This window comes from Geothrix oryzisoli (assembly GCF_022808865.1).
Lineage (GTDB): Bacteria > Acidobacteriota > Holophagae > Holophagales > Holophagaceae > Geothrix > Geothrix oryzisoli.
Window position 1 is genome coordinate 371,784 of sequence record NZ_JAKZLB010000001.1, and the last position, 16,193, is coordinate 387,976.

The window sequence follows — 16,193 nt, forward strand, 5'->3', positions numbered from 1 at the left end:
CGGTAGGCCCGCTGGGTGGGGAAGGGTGGATCCGATAGGCATTAAAGCTTGGTCTTGAGGGACTTGACGTAGTCCACAGGCAGGTAGCCGGCCTTGAGGACGTTCTGCTGGAACTCATGGCTGAGGATGAAGGCCAGGAAGCCGTCCACGGTCTGCTTCACCTTGGGATCGCTGAGCTTGGCCGGGTTGGTGTAGGCGTGGCCGAAGGAGAAGACCGGGTACTTGCCGGACTTCACGGCCTCGTTGGAACAGGCGACGCCGTTGTAGGCGATGCCGGCGACGCGGGCCTTGTTCTTCTCGAGGTGCTCCAGCTCCACGAAGGAGATGGCGCCAGGGGTGGTGGCGACCGCGGTGACCACGGCCCCCGTGGAATCCTGGATCAGGACGTTCTTGCTGAAGTCCTGGTCGTGCAGGATCACCTTCTTCTGGACAGCGCGGGTGCCCGACGACTCGGGGCGGATCACGCGGACGATCTTCTGATCCTTGCCGCCGACTTCCTTCCAGTTGTTGATCTTGCCCGTGAAGACCTGCTCGGCCTGCTGGGCGGTGAGGTTGCCCACGCCGACGCCCGGGTGGGCGATGAGGGTGAAGGGCTGGACCACGATGTTGTAGTTCTTCACGCCGGCCTTGTCCTGATCGGGGGTGGCATAGACATCGGAGATGCCGATGTGGCAGCCGCCGCTGGTCACCTGGTTCAGGCCGGTCATCGACCCGCCACCGCTCACCGCGATCTGGACGCCGGGGTGGGCCTTCATGTAGTCATCGGCCGCCTTCTTGACGATGGGCCCCAGGGCGGTGGAACCCATGACGGTGACGGTCTGGGCCTGGGCTGCCCCGGTCACGAGCAAGCCCGCCAGGATGGTCTGGGCCAGGAATCGGATCTTCATGGGTATCTCCCTCAGATGCTTCCCATCCTGGTGACCGGGGGTGAACGCCTCGGCGACTGGTTGTGACATCGGTGTAACTTCGGCCAACCCTGACGCCCAGGGCCCCAGGGCGCTCTTTGCTTGCCCCTCCGGAAATAAGTGGGTTTAATGATTGAAGATCCTGTGGGCAGATCGAGGCATCGCCCTTTGCCCCCCAGGGATCGCGACCATCCCTTTTTTCCATCCCGGGTGGCCGAAGCCAGGGCAGGGCCCCCTTCGGTTTCCCGACCTCCCATCCCGATATCCATCCCCATGCAAGGCCGCCGCGCACGCCCTGCGCCAGCCGCAGCCTGGGAACCCACAGGAGAATCCTTGAACCCCAAGAAAATCATGATGATCAATGCCACGGACCCGGAAGAGATCCGCGTGGCCACCCTGATCGACGGTGTGCTGTTCGATTACGACGTGGAATTCCTCCACAACGAGAAGATCAAGGGCAACCTCTACAAGGCCAAGGTCATGCGGGTGGACACCAGCCTGCAGGCCGCCTTCGTGCATTTCGGCGGCCAGAAGAACGGCTTCCTGCCGCTCGGTGAGCTGCCCCGGGACATGAGCGAAGGCCGCCGGGGCCGCATCCAGGAGATCCTCCAGCGGGACCAGGAGATCCTCGTCCAGGCCGTGCGCGAGGAACTGGGCTCCAAGGGCGCCATGATGACCGGCCAGATCAGTCTGGCGGGCCGCTACCTGGTGATCACTCCCGGCAACCCCGTGAACGGCATCAGCCGCAAGATCGAGGGCACGGATGAGCGCCGCCACTTCAAGCAGCTCGTCGACACCCTTGAGATCCCCGAGGACATTGGCGTGATCGTCCGCACCGCCAGCCTCGGCGTCACCAAGGAGGACTTCCAGCGCGACCTGGAGTACCTGCTGGATACCTACAAGGAAGTGTTGAACCGCTACAAGCACCGGCAGGGCCCGGGCCTCGTCTGGCAAGAGGATGACGTCGTCACCCGCACCCTGCGCGACACGTTCAGCGCCGATGTGGAGGAAGTGCAGATCGACGACCTGGACACCTTCCACGCCGCCCAGTCCTTCTTCAAGCGCACCATGCCCCAGCACCTGGACGTGCTGAAGCACTACACCGGCAAGAAGCCCCTTTTCTCCCGCTTCCAGCTGGAGGAGCAGATCGACCGCATCTACGGCCGCAAGGTGCCGCTGCCCAGCGGCGGCGCCCTGGCGCTGGATCAGACCGAGGCCCTGGTGGCCATTGACGTGAACAGCGGCAAGACCTCCGGCGACGGCGTGGAGGACATGGCCTTCAAGACGAACATGGAGGCGGCCGAGGAAGTGGCCCGCCAGCTGCGCCTGCGCGATCTGGCCGGCCTCATCGCCATCGACTTCATCGACATGAAGCGCGAGTCCCACATCCGCTCCGTCCAGGACCGCCTGGTGGACTGCCTCAAGGCCGACAAGGCCCGCATGGAGGTCGGGAAGATCAACCGCTTCGGCGTGCTCGTCATGACCCGCCAGCGCATCCGCCCCAGCCTGCAGCACGTGAACCATGAGGCCTGCCCCACCTGCGCGGGCACCGGCAAGGTGAAGACCATGGAGGCCCTGGTGCTGTCCGTGGTGCGTCGCCTCCAGGGCATCCTGGCCAAGGGCGGCATCGGAGAGATCCGCGTGAAACTGGCCCCGGCCATTGCCACCGCCCTCCTGAACCAGAAGCGCCGCGATCTCTCCCTGATGGAAGAGCAGAGCGACGCGAAGGTCATCATCCAGGCCGATTGGTCCATGTCCTACGGCGAGATGTCGGCCGAGATCGAGCGGGCCGAGGAGGCTCCGGTGGAGAAGCCCACGCCCAAGCCTCACCGCGAGAAGGGCACTCCCGAGGACGAGACGGTGGTCCTGGGTGGCGACAGCCCCATCTCCTTCGACAAGGCGCTGGGTGTCCATGGCGAAGGACCCAAGGAAACCAAGAAGGAAGCCTTCAAATACGACCGCCGGGACCTCCAGCGGGCGGCCCTGGATGAGCGGGAGCGCCTGCGTGCCCTGTTCGAGAGCGCCAAGCCCGAAGACGAGGACGAGGAAGAGGGTGCCGAGGCCGGCGGCGAAGAAGGCAAGGGTGACGGCGCCAAGCGCAAGCGCCGCCGCCGTCGTCGCAAGGGCGGCGCCGAGCGGAATGGCGAGGCTGCGGTCACGACCTCTGAAGATTCCACCTCCGAGCCCGCTCCCCGGCCGACGCCCCAGTACGAGGCTCAGCCCGAGCCTCCCAAGGCCACGCCGGATCTGGTCGCCAGCCTCCTGACGCCCAGCCCGCGGCCGAAGATTGGCGCTGCGCCGACGGCGGCTCCCGAACCGGCGGCTCCGGCCAAGCCCAAGCGCACGCCCCGCGCGAAGGTGCCCGCCACACCAGAGTCCGTGGCACCAGTGGCCCCGGTGGTCCCCGAACCAGCGGCCGAAGCCCCGGCCAAGAAGAAGGCCGCGCCCAAGGCCAAGGCCAAGAGCGCCGCCAAGGCGGAAGACGCTCCTGAAACCGCGCCCAAGCCCAAGGCCACCCGCGCCAAGAAGCCCAAGGCCGAGTAGCCGATCATGTCCATCTACTGGCTGGCCCCTCTCGCGTCTCTGGCCACCCTCCTGGGCGGCTGGGGCGTGGTGCGGTTCCTCCAGGGCCGGGCCCAGTTCATGCGCCTGCTTTCGGGTGTGGCCGCAGGCTACCTGCTCTCGGTCACCCTGGTCCGCATCATCCCGGAATGCATGGAGGCCAGGGGTGGCGAGGGCAATGCCCTCTGGGTCCTCGCGGGCTACCTCCTGGTCCACGTCATGGAGCACGGCATCACGCTTCATTTCCACTACGGCGAAGAGACCCACAAGGACGGTTCCCCGCTCAGCGGGGTGCTCGCGCTGGTGGGCCTTTCCCTGCACAGCCTCATGGATGGCGTGGCCATCGCCGCGGCCCTGGCCACCCACAGCAACCTGGGACCCCTGGTGGTGCTGGGCATCCTGTTCCACCGCATCCCGGAAGGCGGCACCATCGCCTCGATCTTCCTGGTGCGGGGCTTCGGGAACCGGGGCGCACTCCTGGCTGCCGGAACCCTGGCTCTGGCGGCCCTGGTGGGCGCGGCCGGACAGTCCATGCTGGGCCTTCCCACGGGCCCCGTCCTGGGCCTCACCGCGGGCCTGGCGCTCTACGTGGCCAGTTCGGACCTGCTGCCGGAAGTGCAGAAGGTCTCCGGACTGCGCAGCACGGTGGCGCTCCTGGGCGGGGTCGGGATCTTCCTCGTCAGCGCGCGGCTGCTGCCGCACCAGCACTGACCCCCGATGGCCATCCCCGGGAGGTCCCGAGGCCTGCTGCTGGGCGCCCTGTCGGCCCTGCTGGCGGCCCAGGGCCTGCCCGACATTCCCCATCCGGCTCCGCTCGAGGCGCCCACGCCTGCCGAGCTGCTGCCCCTCCGCCCCTTCCAGGTGGAGCGGGGGCCCGGGCTGTCCCGGGTGCCCTTCGATTACCGGGGTGAGGGCGTCTTCGAAAAGGGGGATGTCTGGATCCTGGAGCAGGGCGCCATCCAGTCCGAGGGTCTGCTGCTCCTGGCGGACCGCATCGAGTACCACATCACCGATGGCCGCCTGGTGGCAGAGGGGCACATCCGACTGGAGGGGCCGGCGCTCCGCCTCCGCGGTGAACGCCTGCAGATGGATTGGGAGCGGCGGTCAGGCGAGGCCTGGGCGCTCCAGATGGACCTGCCGCCGAGTTGGACCTTGCGCTCCAGCCATGTCGCTTTTACTACGCTGCGCACCTGGGTCTTCGACGCCGTGGAGCTCAGCCCCTGCCCGGAAGAGCGGCCGGGCTGGAAGGCGCGGCTCTCCTCCCTGAAGGTGGACCTCGACGGCTTCGCCAGCATGTGGAATGCGCGGGTGCTGCTGGGGGCGGTCCCGATCTACTACGTGCCGTACGCCTTGTATCCGGCCCAGGCGGAGCGGACTTCCGGCCTGCTGCCTCCCAAGATAGGGATGTCCAGCTCCTTCGGCACCAACCTGGGACTTTCCTACTACCAGGTCCTGGGCGACTCGGCTGACGCCACCTTGGCGCCCGAGTACTACACCAAGGAAGGAGTCCTCTGGGGCGGGGAGGCGCGGTGGCACCCGGATCTGACCCACGAGGGCAGTTTCTCGGGCCAGACCATCCACCAGCAGAGCCTCGACACCCGTCGCTACCGCTATTCCCTCAAGGAGGTGTGGCAGCGCGAAGACGGCTGGCAGCTCACGGCGGACGTGAACCAGGCGTCGGACAACCTGGTGGACGCTGATTTCGGCAAGGGCATCGGGTACCTGGGCTCCACCAGCTTCGATTCCGCCCTCTACCTGGGCCGCACCTACACCTTCGGGAGCCTCAACCTCTCGGCGGCCGAGCAGCGCAGCTTCTTCTACACCAAGGACCAGGGCGACCCCTTCTACAGCCCGGACTTCCCGGCTTCGCTCCGGCGGCAGACTCTGCCCCAGGCCGAGTTCCGCTTCTTCCCCGTCCCGCTGCTGGGCCCGCTGTATCTCGATGGCGGCATCCGCCTGGGCCGCTTCGCCTACCGGGTCGAGGGCAGCGCCACGACCTCGAGCCAGACCTATGCCTGGGATCGGCAGGACGCGAACACCCGCATCCACGGACGCCTTGGGCAGTGGGGCCCCTTCCGGGCGGACTTCGAGGCCATGGGACGGGCCACCCACTACAGCGCGAGCCTGGGGTCCGCGGTGTTCGATCCGATGGGCGGGGAAACGGACACGGCGGTGAATCCCGCGACCAGCCCCTTCCAGGTGGATGGCGCCGCGGCCACGCGCTTTCTCGCCTCTGAGCACCTGCGGCTGTCCGGTCCCCAGGTGGGCCGGACCTTCAAGGAGGTCTCGATCCTCGGCTACCAGGGCGAGCTCAAGCATGTGGCCGAACCCTATTTCGGCTGGACCCAGACCAGCCTGTACGGCGAGGCCGGCAGGCTGCCGCGCTTCGATACCGTGGACTCCTTTCCCGGCGTGAACGAGAGCGCCTCCGGCGAGCGGAGTTTCGAACTGGGCCTCAAGCAGCACCTCCTCGGACGGCCCGGCGCCGGTTCCGGGTTCGCGGACATGGCCCGCCTGCGCATCGCCACCCGCTACCACTCGTCCCCCATCATCCTCAGCGACGGCCGCTACAAGAAGGGCTGGTCCAGCGTGGATACCGACCTGGACGTGGAGCCCGACGAGCGGCTGCGGATCAGCCTCCGCCGCTCCTCGGACCTGGGGGCCGGCGGCTCGGACAACGCCCTGAGCATGGACGTGAAGGCCAAGAACGGCAGCCACTTCAACCTGGCCTACTTCTCCACCGGCATCAACCGGTTCCTGGTGCGCCAGAAGGGCCTGCAGGTGGGCGGGGTCCAGCGCATCTGGGACGACCGCCTGCGCCTGGAGTTCAGCGCCAACTACGATTTCCACATGAGCGGCTTCGCCTCCAGCCAGGTGGCCCTGGCCTATGTCGAGCCCTGCGTGGCCTACGTGCTGAAATACACCCATGTGGCCCTGAACACGAACCTCGTCTCGGGGGGGCGGGAGGATCGAGTCGACCTGACCCTGACCCTGCGCGGACTGGGGGATCTCTTCAGCTTCCGGCGCTGAAGGCGGTGGTCACGGCGAAAACCGGCGGGTGATCCGGCGGTGGAGGGCGCAGGTCAGCTCGTAGGGGATGGTGCCGAGCACCTGGGCCAGGCGCTCCAGGCTGTGCGGCGCGGCCGGGTCCGAACTGTAGAGGGTCATGGGCTCTCCCGGCACCACGGGCACGTCCAGGGGCAGGGCCACCGTGAGGTAGTCCATGGAGATGCGGCCCACCACGGGGAAGGTCCGCCCCCGGAAGCCCACCACCCCGCGGTTGCCAAGATCGCGGCGATAGCCGTCGGCGTAGCCGCAGGTCAGGGTGGCGATCTGGAGGGGGTGGGGCGCCACGAAGGTGCGGCCGTAGCCCACGGTAGTGCCCGCCGGCATGGCCTTCACCCGGGCCACCTCGGCCACCAGCTCCAGCGCGGGCTCCAGGCCGAGGACATGGCCTTCGGCCAGCAGGGTGAGCCCGTACAGGGCCAGACCCGGCCGTGCGTGGGTGTCCTGGTCCAGCAGGCCGCGCAGGCAGGCGTCGCTGTTCCCGTGGTGGCGCTGGGTCGGATGGATGCCCGCGTCCGCCAGCTGCGCGAGGCAGGCATCGAAGACGCGGCGCTGGCGCTGGGCGAAGCCCGGATCCGGGTCGTCCGCCGTGGCGAAGTGGGCCATGGCCCCCTCGAGCCAGGGCGACAGGCGCTGGAGCTGGGGAAGGTGCTCCCCGAGCTCCGATGGGAGCAGACCGAAGCGGCCCATGCCCGTGTCCAGCTTCAAGTGGAGCCGGACGGGGTGCTGAGGCAGGAGGCGGGCGTAGTCGTCGAGGTGTTCCGGCCCGACCAGGGCGATGGTGAGGTTCTCGGCGCTGGCGGCGGGGAGGGCCTCGGGCCGCAGGCCGCCCAGCACGAGGATCGGGCACTCGATGCCACCCCGACGGAGTTCCAGGCCCTCCTCGAGGTTGGACACAGCCAGGCCGTGGACGCCCGCTTCCTCCAGGGCCCGCCCCACCGGCACGGCGCCATGCCCGTAGGCATTGGCCTTCACCACGCCCCAGATGCCCCGGCCCCCCGCCGCCGCCCGGATGCGATCCAGGTTGCGCGCGATGCGGCCCAGGTCCACCTCCGCCCGCAGGGCACGACCCTCCGGGTGCCGCTTCAGGGGTTCGAGATTCTGCTCATTCACTCCGCGAGGCCCTGCTCGACCAGCCAGCGCTCGGCGTCGATGGCGGCCATGCATCCGCTACCCGCGGCCGTGATGGCCTGCCGGTAGACGTGGTCCTGCACATCGCCGCAGGCGAAGACCCCGGCAAGGGCCGTGCGGGTAGAGCCCTTCTCCACCTGGAGGTAGCCGGTCTCGTCCATGGCCAGTTGGCCCTTGAAGAGGCCGGTGTTGGGCTGGTGGCCGATGGCCACGAACAGCCCCTCCACCGGCAGCTCGGACTCGCTGCCATCCACGGTGTCCTTCAGCTTCAGGGCGCGGATCTTCTCGACTTTCTCGCCCATGGGGGTCTCGTGGGTGGCCGTGAGCACATCCAGCACGGTCTTGTTCCAGACCGGATGGATCTTCTCGTTCTTGAGCGCGCGGTCCTGCATGGCCTTCGAGGCGCGGAGCTTGTCGCGGCGATGGATGAGATGGACTTTCGTGGCGAACTTGGTGAGGAAGGTGGCCTCCTCGATGGCCGTGTCGCCGCCGCCCACCACGGCAATCTCCTTGCCGCGGAAGAAGAAGCCATCGCAGGTGGCGCAGGCGCTGACGCCGCCGCCGGACCGGGAGAGCTGCTCGTCCTTGCTGATGCCCAGCCACTTGGCCGAGGCGCCGGTGGCGATGATGACGGCATCCGCCGTGTACTCGCCCTTGTCCGTGGTCAGCTTGAAGGGGCGGTCCTGAAGATCAGCCTTGAGGACGGTCTCGGACTTGATGATGGTGCCGAAGCGGAGCACCTGCTCGCGCATCTCATCCATCAGGGCCGGCCCGGCGATGCCCTGGCGGAAGCCCGGGAAGTTCTCCACCTCGGTGGTGATGGTGAGCTGGCCGCCGGGCTGGACGCCTTCGAAGACCAGGGGAGCCAGGTTCGCGCGAGAGGCGTATAGCGCCGCTGTGTAGCCTGCGGGGCCGGTTCCGATCACGACGACTTTATGGTGGCTCACGGGATTCTCCTGGCAAGGAACGGGCGTTGGCCTCGAGCAGAGTCTACCGCGCCAGTCCCCGCTCCCGCAGCAGGGCTTCGGCCGCGGGGACATCCGACGGCACATCCACACCCAGGCTCAGGAAGGGGGTATCCGCCACGCCGATGGGGATGCCCGCGGCCAGGGCCCGCAGCTGCTCCAGCATTTCGAACTGCTCGAGGGGATGGGGTGCCAGTCGGGTGAAAGCCTTGAGCGTCTCCGGCCGGTAGGCGTAAAGCCCCAGGTGGCGCTTGAAGTGGGCCAGCTGCTCCGGCTTCATCCAGGGCCGGAAATCCGGCTCGAAGATGGTGCTGCTGCGCAGATAGGGGATGGGGCTGCGGCTGAAATAGAGGGCCCGACGGTGGTCATCCACCACCACCTTCACGGCATTGGGATTGAACAGCTCGTCCGCGTGGGCGAAGGGGCAGGCGGCCGTGCCCATGGGCAGGTCCGGCTGGTCGCGCATGAGCGCCACCACGGCGGCGACGGTCTCGGGGTGCATGGCGGGTTCGTCGCCCTGGATGTTCAGCACACAGTCGAAAGGTTCACCCACGGCCTCCAGGGCCGCCGCCGTGCGATCCGTGCCGGAGGGCAGGGCGGGATCCGTCAGTACGGCCTCGCCGCCGAATCCACGCACCACCTGGGCGATGCGGTCGTCATCGGTGGCCACCACCACCCGGTCCACTCCCTCGGCGCGGCGGGCCGCCTCGAAGACCCACTGGATCATGGGTTTCCCGGCGATGAGGGCCAAGGGCTTGCCGGGGAAGCGGGAGGCCTGGAAACGGGAGGGGAGGACGGCAAGGGTACGCATCACGACAGTTTAAGCGCCTTGGAGGCTGTCGCTGATGATCGGATCATCCGATGGCCGGAGGTCATGGAGCTGACGGGCCCTCTGGGCGGCGGATCTGGTGGCTCCGGCGATCCGACCACCGATCCAGATTCCAGTCCCCGGACTGTCCTGCCGATGGCACGGCATCGGGAGTGCTCTTGGATCCATCCTTCGACGATGTCTGGGCTGAATGCGAGGACCTGTTCGCCCAGGCCCGGGAGCGGCTGGCGACGCTGAAGACGCCCCAGCCTGCGCACGTGGTGCAGGCCTCGGTGAACGCGCTCTTCCGCTCGACCCACACCCTCAAGGGCATGGCCGGGATGCTCGGCTTCCCCCGGTTCAGCCAGGCCGCCCACCGCATGGAGGACATCTTCGACCTGATGCGCCAGGGCCGCCTGCGGTCCACCGACTCGCTGATCGAGACGCTCGAATCCGGCATCCAGGCCCTGGAATCCGGCCTGGCGGGCCTCCAGCGGGGGCAGCCGGAACCGGACGACTACCTGCATGCCATCCGGCGCCAGCTCGGGGAGCTGGAGGCGCTGGCCCGACCGCCCGATGGCGCGGTCCTGGATCTCACCTCACTGCTGGATCTCCCCCCGGATGTCCTGAAGGCGCTGTCCGAGTACGAGCGGACCCGGGTGACGGCGGTGCTCCTGGCCGGCATCCCCATTCACGGGATCCGCGTCAGCCTGGAACTCGCCACCTTCGACGAGCGCCTCCGGGCCCTCAGCGAGGCCGCCGGGGCCCAGGGGGAACTCATCTCCGCCCTGCCTCTGGAGGCGGCCGAGGGCCAGGACGGACTGAGCTTCCTCCTGCTGGTGGCAGCGCCCATCTTGGAGTTCCAGGGCCTGGGGGCAGGTCCGGACGAGGCCCTGGAGATCCTCAGGCTCGCCGACCCCGAGCGGATCCCCGCCAGCCTGAGGGCCGCCCCCGAATCGCCCGAGGCCTCGTCCCAGGCCGCCGAACCGCTGCAGGCCTCCCCACCCCCGGCGGCCCAGGACGCCGAAGTGCTCCGGCTGCCGGCCCAGCGGGTGGAAGCGCTGGAAGCCCGCCTCATGGCCGTGGCGCAGGTGCGGGACACCGCCAGCCAGGTGCTGCGCCAGTTGGAGGATCCGGACCTGGACCGGCCCCGGGCGATGATGGGCGAGATCGAAACGGGTCTGCTGGAGGTTCAGAAATCCCTCCTCCAGATGCGCATGGTGAAAGTGGAGAGCCTGTTCCAGCGGATCGAACCCATGGTGAAGGCGCTCAGCCGCGACATGGGGAAGCCGGTGCGGGTCTCCTTCCAGGGCGGTGAACTGGAGTTGGAGCGCAGCCTGCTCGGGCGGCTCACCGAGCCCTTCCTCCACCTGGTCCGGAATGCCCTCGACCATGGCCTCGAAGGGGCGGCGGAGCGGGTGGCCCAGGGCAAGGCTGAAATCGGTTCGTTGAAGATTTCGGCCTCGCAGCGGGGCCGGAACCTCCGGTTCGACATCCGGGATGATGGACGAGGGTTCGACCTGGCCCGGATCGAGGCACGCGGCCTCGCCATGGGGCTGCTCCGGGAAGGGCAGGTCCACACGGCTGAGGATCTCCATCGGCTGACCCTGGAACCGGGTTTCTCCACACGAGAGCGGGCCTCCCAGATCTCGGGCCGGGGGGTGGGCATGGATGTCGTCCGGGCGGAGGTGGTGGGCATGGGCGGCGAAATCCAGATCTCCAGCGAGCCGCGCCGGGGCAGCCTCGTCCGCCTCAGCCTGCCGCTGTCCCGGGCCGTGGTCGGCTGCCTGAAAGTCCGCTGTGGCAAGCAGATCTTCGGGATCCCCCTGAGTCACGTGCTGCGGGTCCAGGCGAGCCCTGAGGCCCTGCGGGGCGGCAGCCGTGCCGAGGTGCTGGGGGAGAACCTTCCCATGGAATCCCTCCAGGCCTGTCTCGGACTGCCCGAACCGGCCCAGGGGCAGCGCCTCCTCGTGGTGCTCCGCCAGCAGGGCGCCTCCGCCGATGCGAGCCTGGACCTTGCCCTGGGCGTCGATGAAGTCTCGGGCCGGGCCGAACTCCTCCTGCGGAGCCTGCCGGAATTGGCCCACGCCCCGGGGATCATGGGTGGCAGCCTCCAGGAGGAGGGCATCCTCTGGGTGCTCGATCCCGAAGACCTGATGGGCCTGGCCATGGATTCCCTCATGCGGCGGGTGGCCGGTGTCTGAAACCTCGCTTCTGCTTCGGGCCAAGGCGGCCGGTCGGGACATCCTGCTGCCCATGTCCGGCCTTCGCGAGGTGGTGGCGCTCGCACCGATCACGCCCCTTCCCGGCGGCCCCCCCGGCATCCAGGGTGTGGTGCTCTACCAGGGGGAATTCCTCCCCGTGCTCGACTGGACCGCGCTCCAAGGTTGCCCGGCCCGCCTGGAATCTGCGGTGGCGATGGCGGTCCTCATGCCTCGCCTGGGCCTTCCCCTGGAGGGGTTGACCGGCACCCTGGAAGCTCCGGAGGAAGGGTGGTCCGACCCGGCGGAAGGCGACCCCTGGGCTCCGATCCTGGCGAAGGTGTGCCGGGTCGGTGGCGAGGAACTGGCCCTGCTGGATCCGGATCATCTCCTGGCGCTGCTGCACCGTCTTCGCAAGGACCGCTGACGGACCCGGGCGTCCATGCGATGATGACTGTTTCGTGCCCGGAGGCTCCCTTGAATCGTCGCCTTGCCGCCCCCGTTGGAATCACTGCCACTGGGCAATGTTTTCCTCCAAAAGTGGTCACCAACGACGATCTGTCCAAGATCATGGACACCAACGACGAGTGGATCCGGACCCGCACGGGCATCCGAGAGCGCCGGTGGGTCGAACCCGGCACCGGGGCCTCCCAGCTGGGGGCGCCGGCCCTTCAGATGGCCCTGGACAACCGCGGCATCAAGGCCTCGGAACTCGACCTGATCCTGGTCACCACCGTGACCCCCGATACGCTGTTCCCCGCCACGGCCTGCCGCATCCAGCACATGGTGGGCGCCAGCAACGCCTTCGGCTTTGACCTGAACGCCGCCTGCTCCGGCTTCCTCTACGCCCTGACGACCGCCGCCAGCCTGGTGGCCGCCGGGGGCGTCCGCCGGGTCGCCGTGGTGGGCGTGGACATCATGTCCACCATCATCAACCTGGAGGATCGGGCCACCTCCGTGCTGTTCGGCGATGGCGCCGGCGCCGTGATCGTGGAGCGGGTGGAGGAGGGCCTCGGCATCCTCGACTTCGAGCACAAGGTGGACGGCGCTGGAGGCTGCTTCCTCTACATGCCGGCCGGCGGCTCCCTGAAGCCCGCCACCGCGGAGACCGTGGCCGCCAAGGAGCACTACATCCACCAGGCCGGCAGCGAAGTCTTCAAGAACGCCGTGCGCGAGATGGCCGACAACAGCAAGCTGCTCATGGACCGCAACGGCTTCCGGGGCGACGAGCTCAAGCTGTTCGTGCCCCACCAGGCCAACATCCGCATCATGGATGCCGCCGCCAAGCGGCTGGAACTGGATCCCTCCCGCATGATGGTGAACATCGACCGCTACGCCAACACCACCACCGCCACCATCCCCACAGCGCTGCATCAGGCCGTGGAGGCCAAGCGGGTGGAGAAGGGCGACCTCGTGGTGCTGTCGGCCTTCGGTGCAGGCTTCACCTGGGGTTCCACGCTCCTGCGCTGGGCGTACTGAACCCCGGCAGCATGAGGATCATCGCCGGGACCCTGAAGGGAAGACGGCTCGCGGCGCCGCCCCCGGGGGACCAGCGGGTGCGGCCGACCTCTGACCGGGCCCGCGAGGCCCTGTTCTCGATCCTCCAGCGGTGGCCCTCCGGGCCGTTCCTCGACCTGTGCGCCGGGACCGGTGCCGTGGGACTCGAGGCCCATTCCCGTGGGTACGGGCCCGTCGCCTGCGTCGAGGCCTCCGAGCCCGGCTGGTCCTGTCTGGTCCGGAATGCCAAAGGCACGGGGATCCAGGCGCTGCACACGGACCTGCGCCGTCTTCCGGAGGATGCCTTCGCCGGCCAGGCCGTGGTGTTCCTGGATCCCCCCTACGACCAGGCTGCGGACCTCTGGGCTCGCCTGGCCACCCGCCTGAGGGCCTGGATGGCCCCAGGAGGGATCCTGGTCTTCGAGACGGACCGCCAGACCGAGCTGGAATTACAGAGCGGCTGGATTTTGGCCGAAAGGCGCGAATATGGTGCAGCCCGATTCCATTTCTGGGCCCCGGCCTGAACTCAGGGTCGAAGGGCCCGCCCAGGTGGACCCAGCCGTCCTCAACCTGGTGGTCAACCGTCTCCGCACGGGGACGGGCTTCGTCTGGCTTGCGGCCTTCCTGGTGGGTTTCGGACTGTTTCTGTTCGTGGCCCCGCCGGGATTCCACCTCTCCATGGGGGGGGTGGCGGCCGCGCTGGGCCTGCTGCTTCTGGCGGCGGGGATCTCCGTGCTTCAGATCAATGCCCTGGGGCGGACCCTGGCCGGCGGAACGCTCGGGCCGGACCTCTACCGCTCCCTGACCCGCTTTCCACAGACCTCATCCCTGCTGTTCTTCTATCAGGGAACCTGCCTGAGCGTGGGGACCTACCTCTGGATCAAGCTCCATCTCGGCCAGAGCACCCTGGTGAGTTCCGTCACCGCCGCGGTGTTCCTGGTGCTTGGGTCCCTGGCGTCCATCAGCCAGTATTTCCTGAGCAAACAGAACCTGATGAAGATCTACAAATGCCTGGCGGGCCAGCCCGGATTCACCGAATCCGAAGCCCGGTTCTCCACCAGCCTGCGGGCCAAGTTCGGCTTCGGCATCCTGGCCATGACCGGCGGTGTGCTCGTGCTCTCCATCCTGGTGTCCGGGCTTACTCTCCAGTCATCGATCCGCACCAAAGTCACGAGTTATGCCAACAACGAACTCGCCAATCTTGCCGATTCCGTGGCCTTCGTGCAGGAGATGAACAGCACCCAGGACGACCTCGACGCGTTCATCGGAACCCTGAAACTGGGCGCGGGGGGAGGGCTTTCCCTCCGGCTGCCGGCGAGCAAGGGCGGGGCGCTCCTCGGCTCCCGGCTCCAGGTTTCGGGGGCCGGGGACATCGTCGTGGGGCAGATGCTTCCGGACGGATCCGAACTCCGGGCGGTGATCCCCGAAGCGGAGTACGCCGATGCCATCTGGAAGGCCCTGCGGCCCAGTCTCGCCATCCTCCTCCTGGCCGTGGTCTTCCTGGTCTATTTCATCCAGCTGATCCTCCGCGACGTGCAACGGCCCCTGCTCCTGCTGAGCCACAATGCCAAGCGGGTGGGCGAAGGCCGCATCGACACCCTCGAGTCGGTCTACAGCGACGACGAGGTGGCGGCTCTGGCTCAGGGGTTCGGCCGCATGGTGGGAAGCCTCCGGGGCATGGTGGTCCAGATCCGCGCCGCCAGCCGGGACCTGTCCAAGGCCTCCAGCGCCATCCGGGAATCCGCCGACGGCGTCCGCCAATCCAGCCATGGCCAGCGCGAGCTCATCGAATCCTTCCACGAGGAGATCAACGAGCTGACCGATACCTCCATCAGCATCAGCGCGAGTTCCATGGAGCTGAGCCTGGCCTCGGAGAACACCAACGCCACCATCGTGCAGATGGCCGCCAGCGTCCAGCAGATCAACCAGAGCATGGATGAACTGCTCATGGTGGTGGAGGGGATCACCTCCGCGATCCGGGACTTCGACGTATCCATCAAGAACGTGGGCAAGAACGTGGATCGCCTCGCGGATCACGCCGAGCACACCCGGGAGTTTGCGGAAAACCTGGAGCAGAGCACCTCGGCCATCGATGACAACGTGAAGATCGCGCAGCGCCACGCCAAGAACGTGATCCACACCGTGGCCCGGGGCATGGAGCTGGTGGCCCGGAACAAGGACAAGATCCAGGTGATCGATCGGGTCGTCCAGGACTTCCACGGCACCACCCGCACCCTGCTCCAGCTGGGCACCGACATCGCCAAGATCCTGGACTACATCGGCGATCACGCCCAGCAGACGAACCTGCTGGCCTTGAACGCGGCCATCATCGCCTCCCAGAGCGGCACGGCCGGGGACGGGCAGGCCAAGGGCTTCTCGGTGGTTGCAGACGAGATCAAGCAGCTCGCCGAGCAGACCGGGCGTTCGACCCAGGAGATCCAGCAGATCATCGGGACGCTCCAAGCTGAGATCCGGAAGGCCTACCAGCAGGTGGAGCTGGGGATCGATGCGGTGCGCGACGGGGCCGAATCCATGGGGCAGAGCGAGGAGGCCCTCCAGGCGATCCTCGAGTCGGTGGGCGGAATGGATCGGGTTGTGGAGAGCATTCTCAGCGAGACCCTCCAGCAGGGTGGCCAGGCCAGCCTCATCCACGAGGCCAACCGCAACATCCACCACCAGGTGGAAACCATCCGGTCGGTCATCGTGGAGCAGCAGCAGACGAGCAACTACATCCTGTCCCTGGCCATGAATGTCCAGCAGGCCACCAGTGTGGTCCGCGACTCCACCCGGGAGCAGAGCGCCGGCAGCGACGAGATCGCCCGCGCCACCGAGCAGGTCCGGGCCCTGGCCAGCAGCCTCCACGAGATCCTGGCCCGGCAGGAGAGCCACGTGCTGTCGCTGAAGGAGACCATGAACCGGGTGCTGGGCAAGGCCGTGGAGAGCGAGCGGGCCATCGGGGCCTCCAGCGGGGCCGTGGAACAGCTGGGCGTCCAGGTCCACATGCTCAACCGGGAAGTGAACCTCTTCAAGCTGTAGTCCTGCTGGTAGGCTGGAGGCC

At 67.9% G+C, this 16,193-nt stretch carries 12 protein-coding genes; 8 read left to right on the forward strand and 4 right to left on the reverse strand.

All coding sequences use genetic code 11. The annotated features are described in order from the left end of the window. Window positions 1-41: 41 nt before the first annotated feature. On the reverse strand, window positions 42-887 hold the full coding sequence (locus MLE43_RS01670) for a phosphate ABC transporter substrate-binding protein (RefSeq protein ID WP_243301077.1): 846 nt from the start codon (window positions 885-887) through the stop codon (window positions 42-44). A gap of 351 nt (window positions 888-1,238) precedes the next feature. Here MLE43_RS01670 and MLE43_RS01675 point away from each other — a divergent pair, with 351 nt between their 5' ends. The 3 genes from MLE43_RS01675 to MLE43_RS01685 are packed head-to-tail and all read left to right on the forward strand — an operon-like array spanning window position 1,239 to window position 6,497. Next, on the forward strand, window positions 1,239-3,449 hold the full coding sequence (locus tag MLE43_RS01675) for an Rne/Rng family ribonuclease (RefSeq protein ID WP_243301078.1): 2,211 nt from the start codon (window positions 1,239-1,241) through the stop codon (window positions 3,447-3,449). Window positions 3,450-3,455: 6 nt separating this feature from the next. After that, complete coding sequence (locus MLE43_RS01680; protein ID WP_243301080.1) at window positions 3,456-4,178, forward strand: ZIP family metal transporter; 723 nt, start codon at window positions 3,456-3,458, stop codon at window positions 4,176-4,178. Between the two features lie 6 nt (window positions 4,179-4,184). Continuing rightward, entirely contained in the window at window positions 4,185-6,497 is a 2,313-nt protein-coding gene (locus MLE43_RS01685; RefSeq protein ID WP_243301081.1) for an LPS-assembly protein LptD, read from the forward strand. Window positions 6,498-6,506: 9 nt separating this feature from the next. Here the strand turns inward: MLE43_RS01685 and alr are convergent, their stop codons facing one another. Genes alr through kdsB form a run of 3 tightly spaced genes read right to left on the reverse strand, consistent with a single transcriptional unit; the run spans window position 6,507 to window position 9,440 of the window. Then, on the reverse strand, window positions 6,507-7,646 hold the full coding sequence (gene alr / locus MLE43_RS01690; protein WP_243301083.1) for an alanine racemase: 1,140 nt from the start codon (window positions 7,644-7,646) through the stop codon (window positions 6,507-6,509). Then, complete coding sequence (gene trxB / locus MLE43_RS01695) at window positions 7,643-8,611, reverse strand: thioredoxin-disulfide reductase (RefSeq protein WP_243301084.1); 969 nt, start codon at window positions 8,609-8,611, stop codon at window positions 7,643-7,645. Before trxB ends, alr begins: the two co-directional genes overlap by 4 nt. 43 nt (window positions 8,612-8,654) lie before the next feature. Then, window positions 8,655-9,440: a 3-deoxy-manno-octulosonate cytidylyltransferase gene (gene kdsB, locus MLE43_RS01700; RefSeq protein WP_243301085.1), complete on the reverse strand. Its 786-nt coding sequence runs from the start codon at window positions 9,438-9,440 to the stop codon at window positions 8,655-8,657. A gap of 176 nt (window positions 9,441-9,616) precedes the next feature. Between kdsB and MLE43_RS01705 the strand changes: the two genes are divergently transcribed. The 5 genes from MLE43_RS01705 to MLE43_RS01725 are packed head-to-tail and all read left to right on the forward strand — an operon-like array spanning window position 9,617 to window position 16,171. Then, window positions 9,617-11,641, forward strand: a complete 2,025-nt coding sequence (locus tag MLE43_RS01705; RefSeq protein WP_243301091.1) for a chemotaxis protein CheA — start codon at window positions 9,617-9,619, stop codon at window positions 11,639-11,641. After that, window positions 11,634-12,065, forward strand: coding sequence for a chemotaxis protein CheW (locus tag MLE43_RS01710; protein ID WP_243301092.1), 432 nt, complete (start codon window positions 11,634-11,636; stop codon window positions 12,063-12,065). The genes MLE43_RS01705 and MLE43_RS01710 overlap by 8 nt, the downstream gene beginning before the upstream one ends. 23 nt (window positions 12,066-12,088) lie before the next feature. Beyond that, window positions 12,089-13,117 carry a beta-ketoacyl-ACP synthase III gene (locus tag MLE43_RS01715; protein ID WP_243302323.1) on the forward strand — a complete coding sequence of 343 codons (1,029 nt, stop codon included), beginning with the start codon at window positions 12,089-12,091 and terminating at the stop codon, window positions 13,115-13,117. Window positions 13,118-13,128: 11 nt separating this feature from the next. Further along, window positions 13,129-13,659, forward strand: a complete 531-nt coding sequence (locus tag MLE43_RS01720; protein ID WP_243301093.1) for an RsmD family RNA methyltransferase — start codon at window positions 13,129-13,131, stop codon at window positions 13,657-13,659. Between the two features lie 25 nt (window positions 13,660-13,684). Beyond that, entirely contained in the window at window positions 13,685-16,171 is a 2,487-nt protein-coding gene (locus MLE43_RS01725) for a methyl-accepting chemotaxis protein (RefSeq protein ID WP_243301094.1), read from the forward strand. The last annotated feature ends 22 nt before the right edge of the window (window positions 16,172-16,193 follow it).

Excerpts from the sequence above, each read along its gene's own strand:
- MLE43_RS01670 (WP_243301077.1), bottom strand. The coding sequence starts at position 887 with ATGAAGATCCGATTCCTGGCCCAGACCATCCTGGCGGGCTTGCTCGTG.
- MLE43_RS01680 (WP_243301080.1), top strand. The coding sequence starts at position 3,456 with ATGTCCATCTACTGGCTGGCCCCTCTCGCGTCTCTGGCCACCCTCCTG.
- MLE43_RS01685 (WP_243301081.1), top strand. The coding sequence starts at position 4,185 with ATGGCCATCCCCGGGAGGTCCCGAGGCCTGCTGCTGGGCGCCCTGTCG.
- kdsB (WP_243301085.1), bottom strand. The coding sequence starts at position 9,440 with ATGCGTACCCTTGCCGTCCTCCCCTCCCGTTTCCAGGCCTCCCGCTTC.
- MLE43_RS01715 (WP_243302323.1), top strand. The coding sequence starts at position 12,089 with ATGACTGTTTCGTGCCCGGAGGCTCCCTTGAATCGTCGCCTTGCCGCC.
- MLE43_RS01720 (WP_243301093.1), top strand. The coding sequence starts at position 13,129 with ATGAGGATCATCGCCGGGACCCTGAAGGGAAGACGGCTCGCGGCGCCG.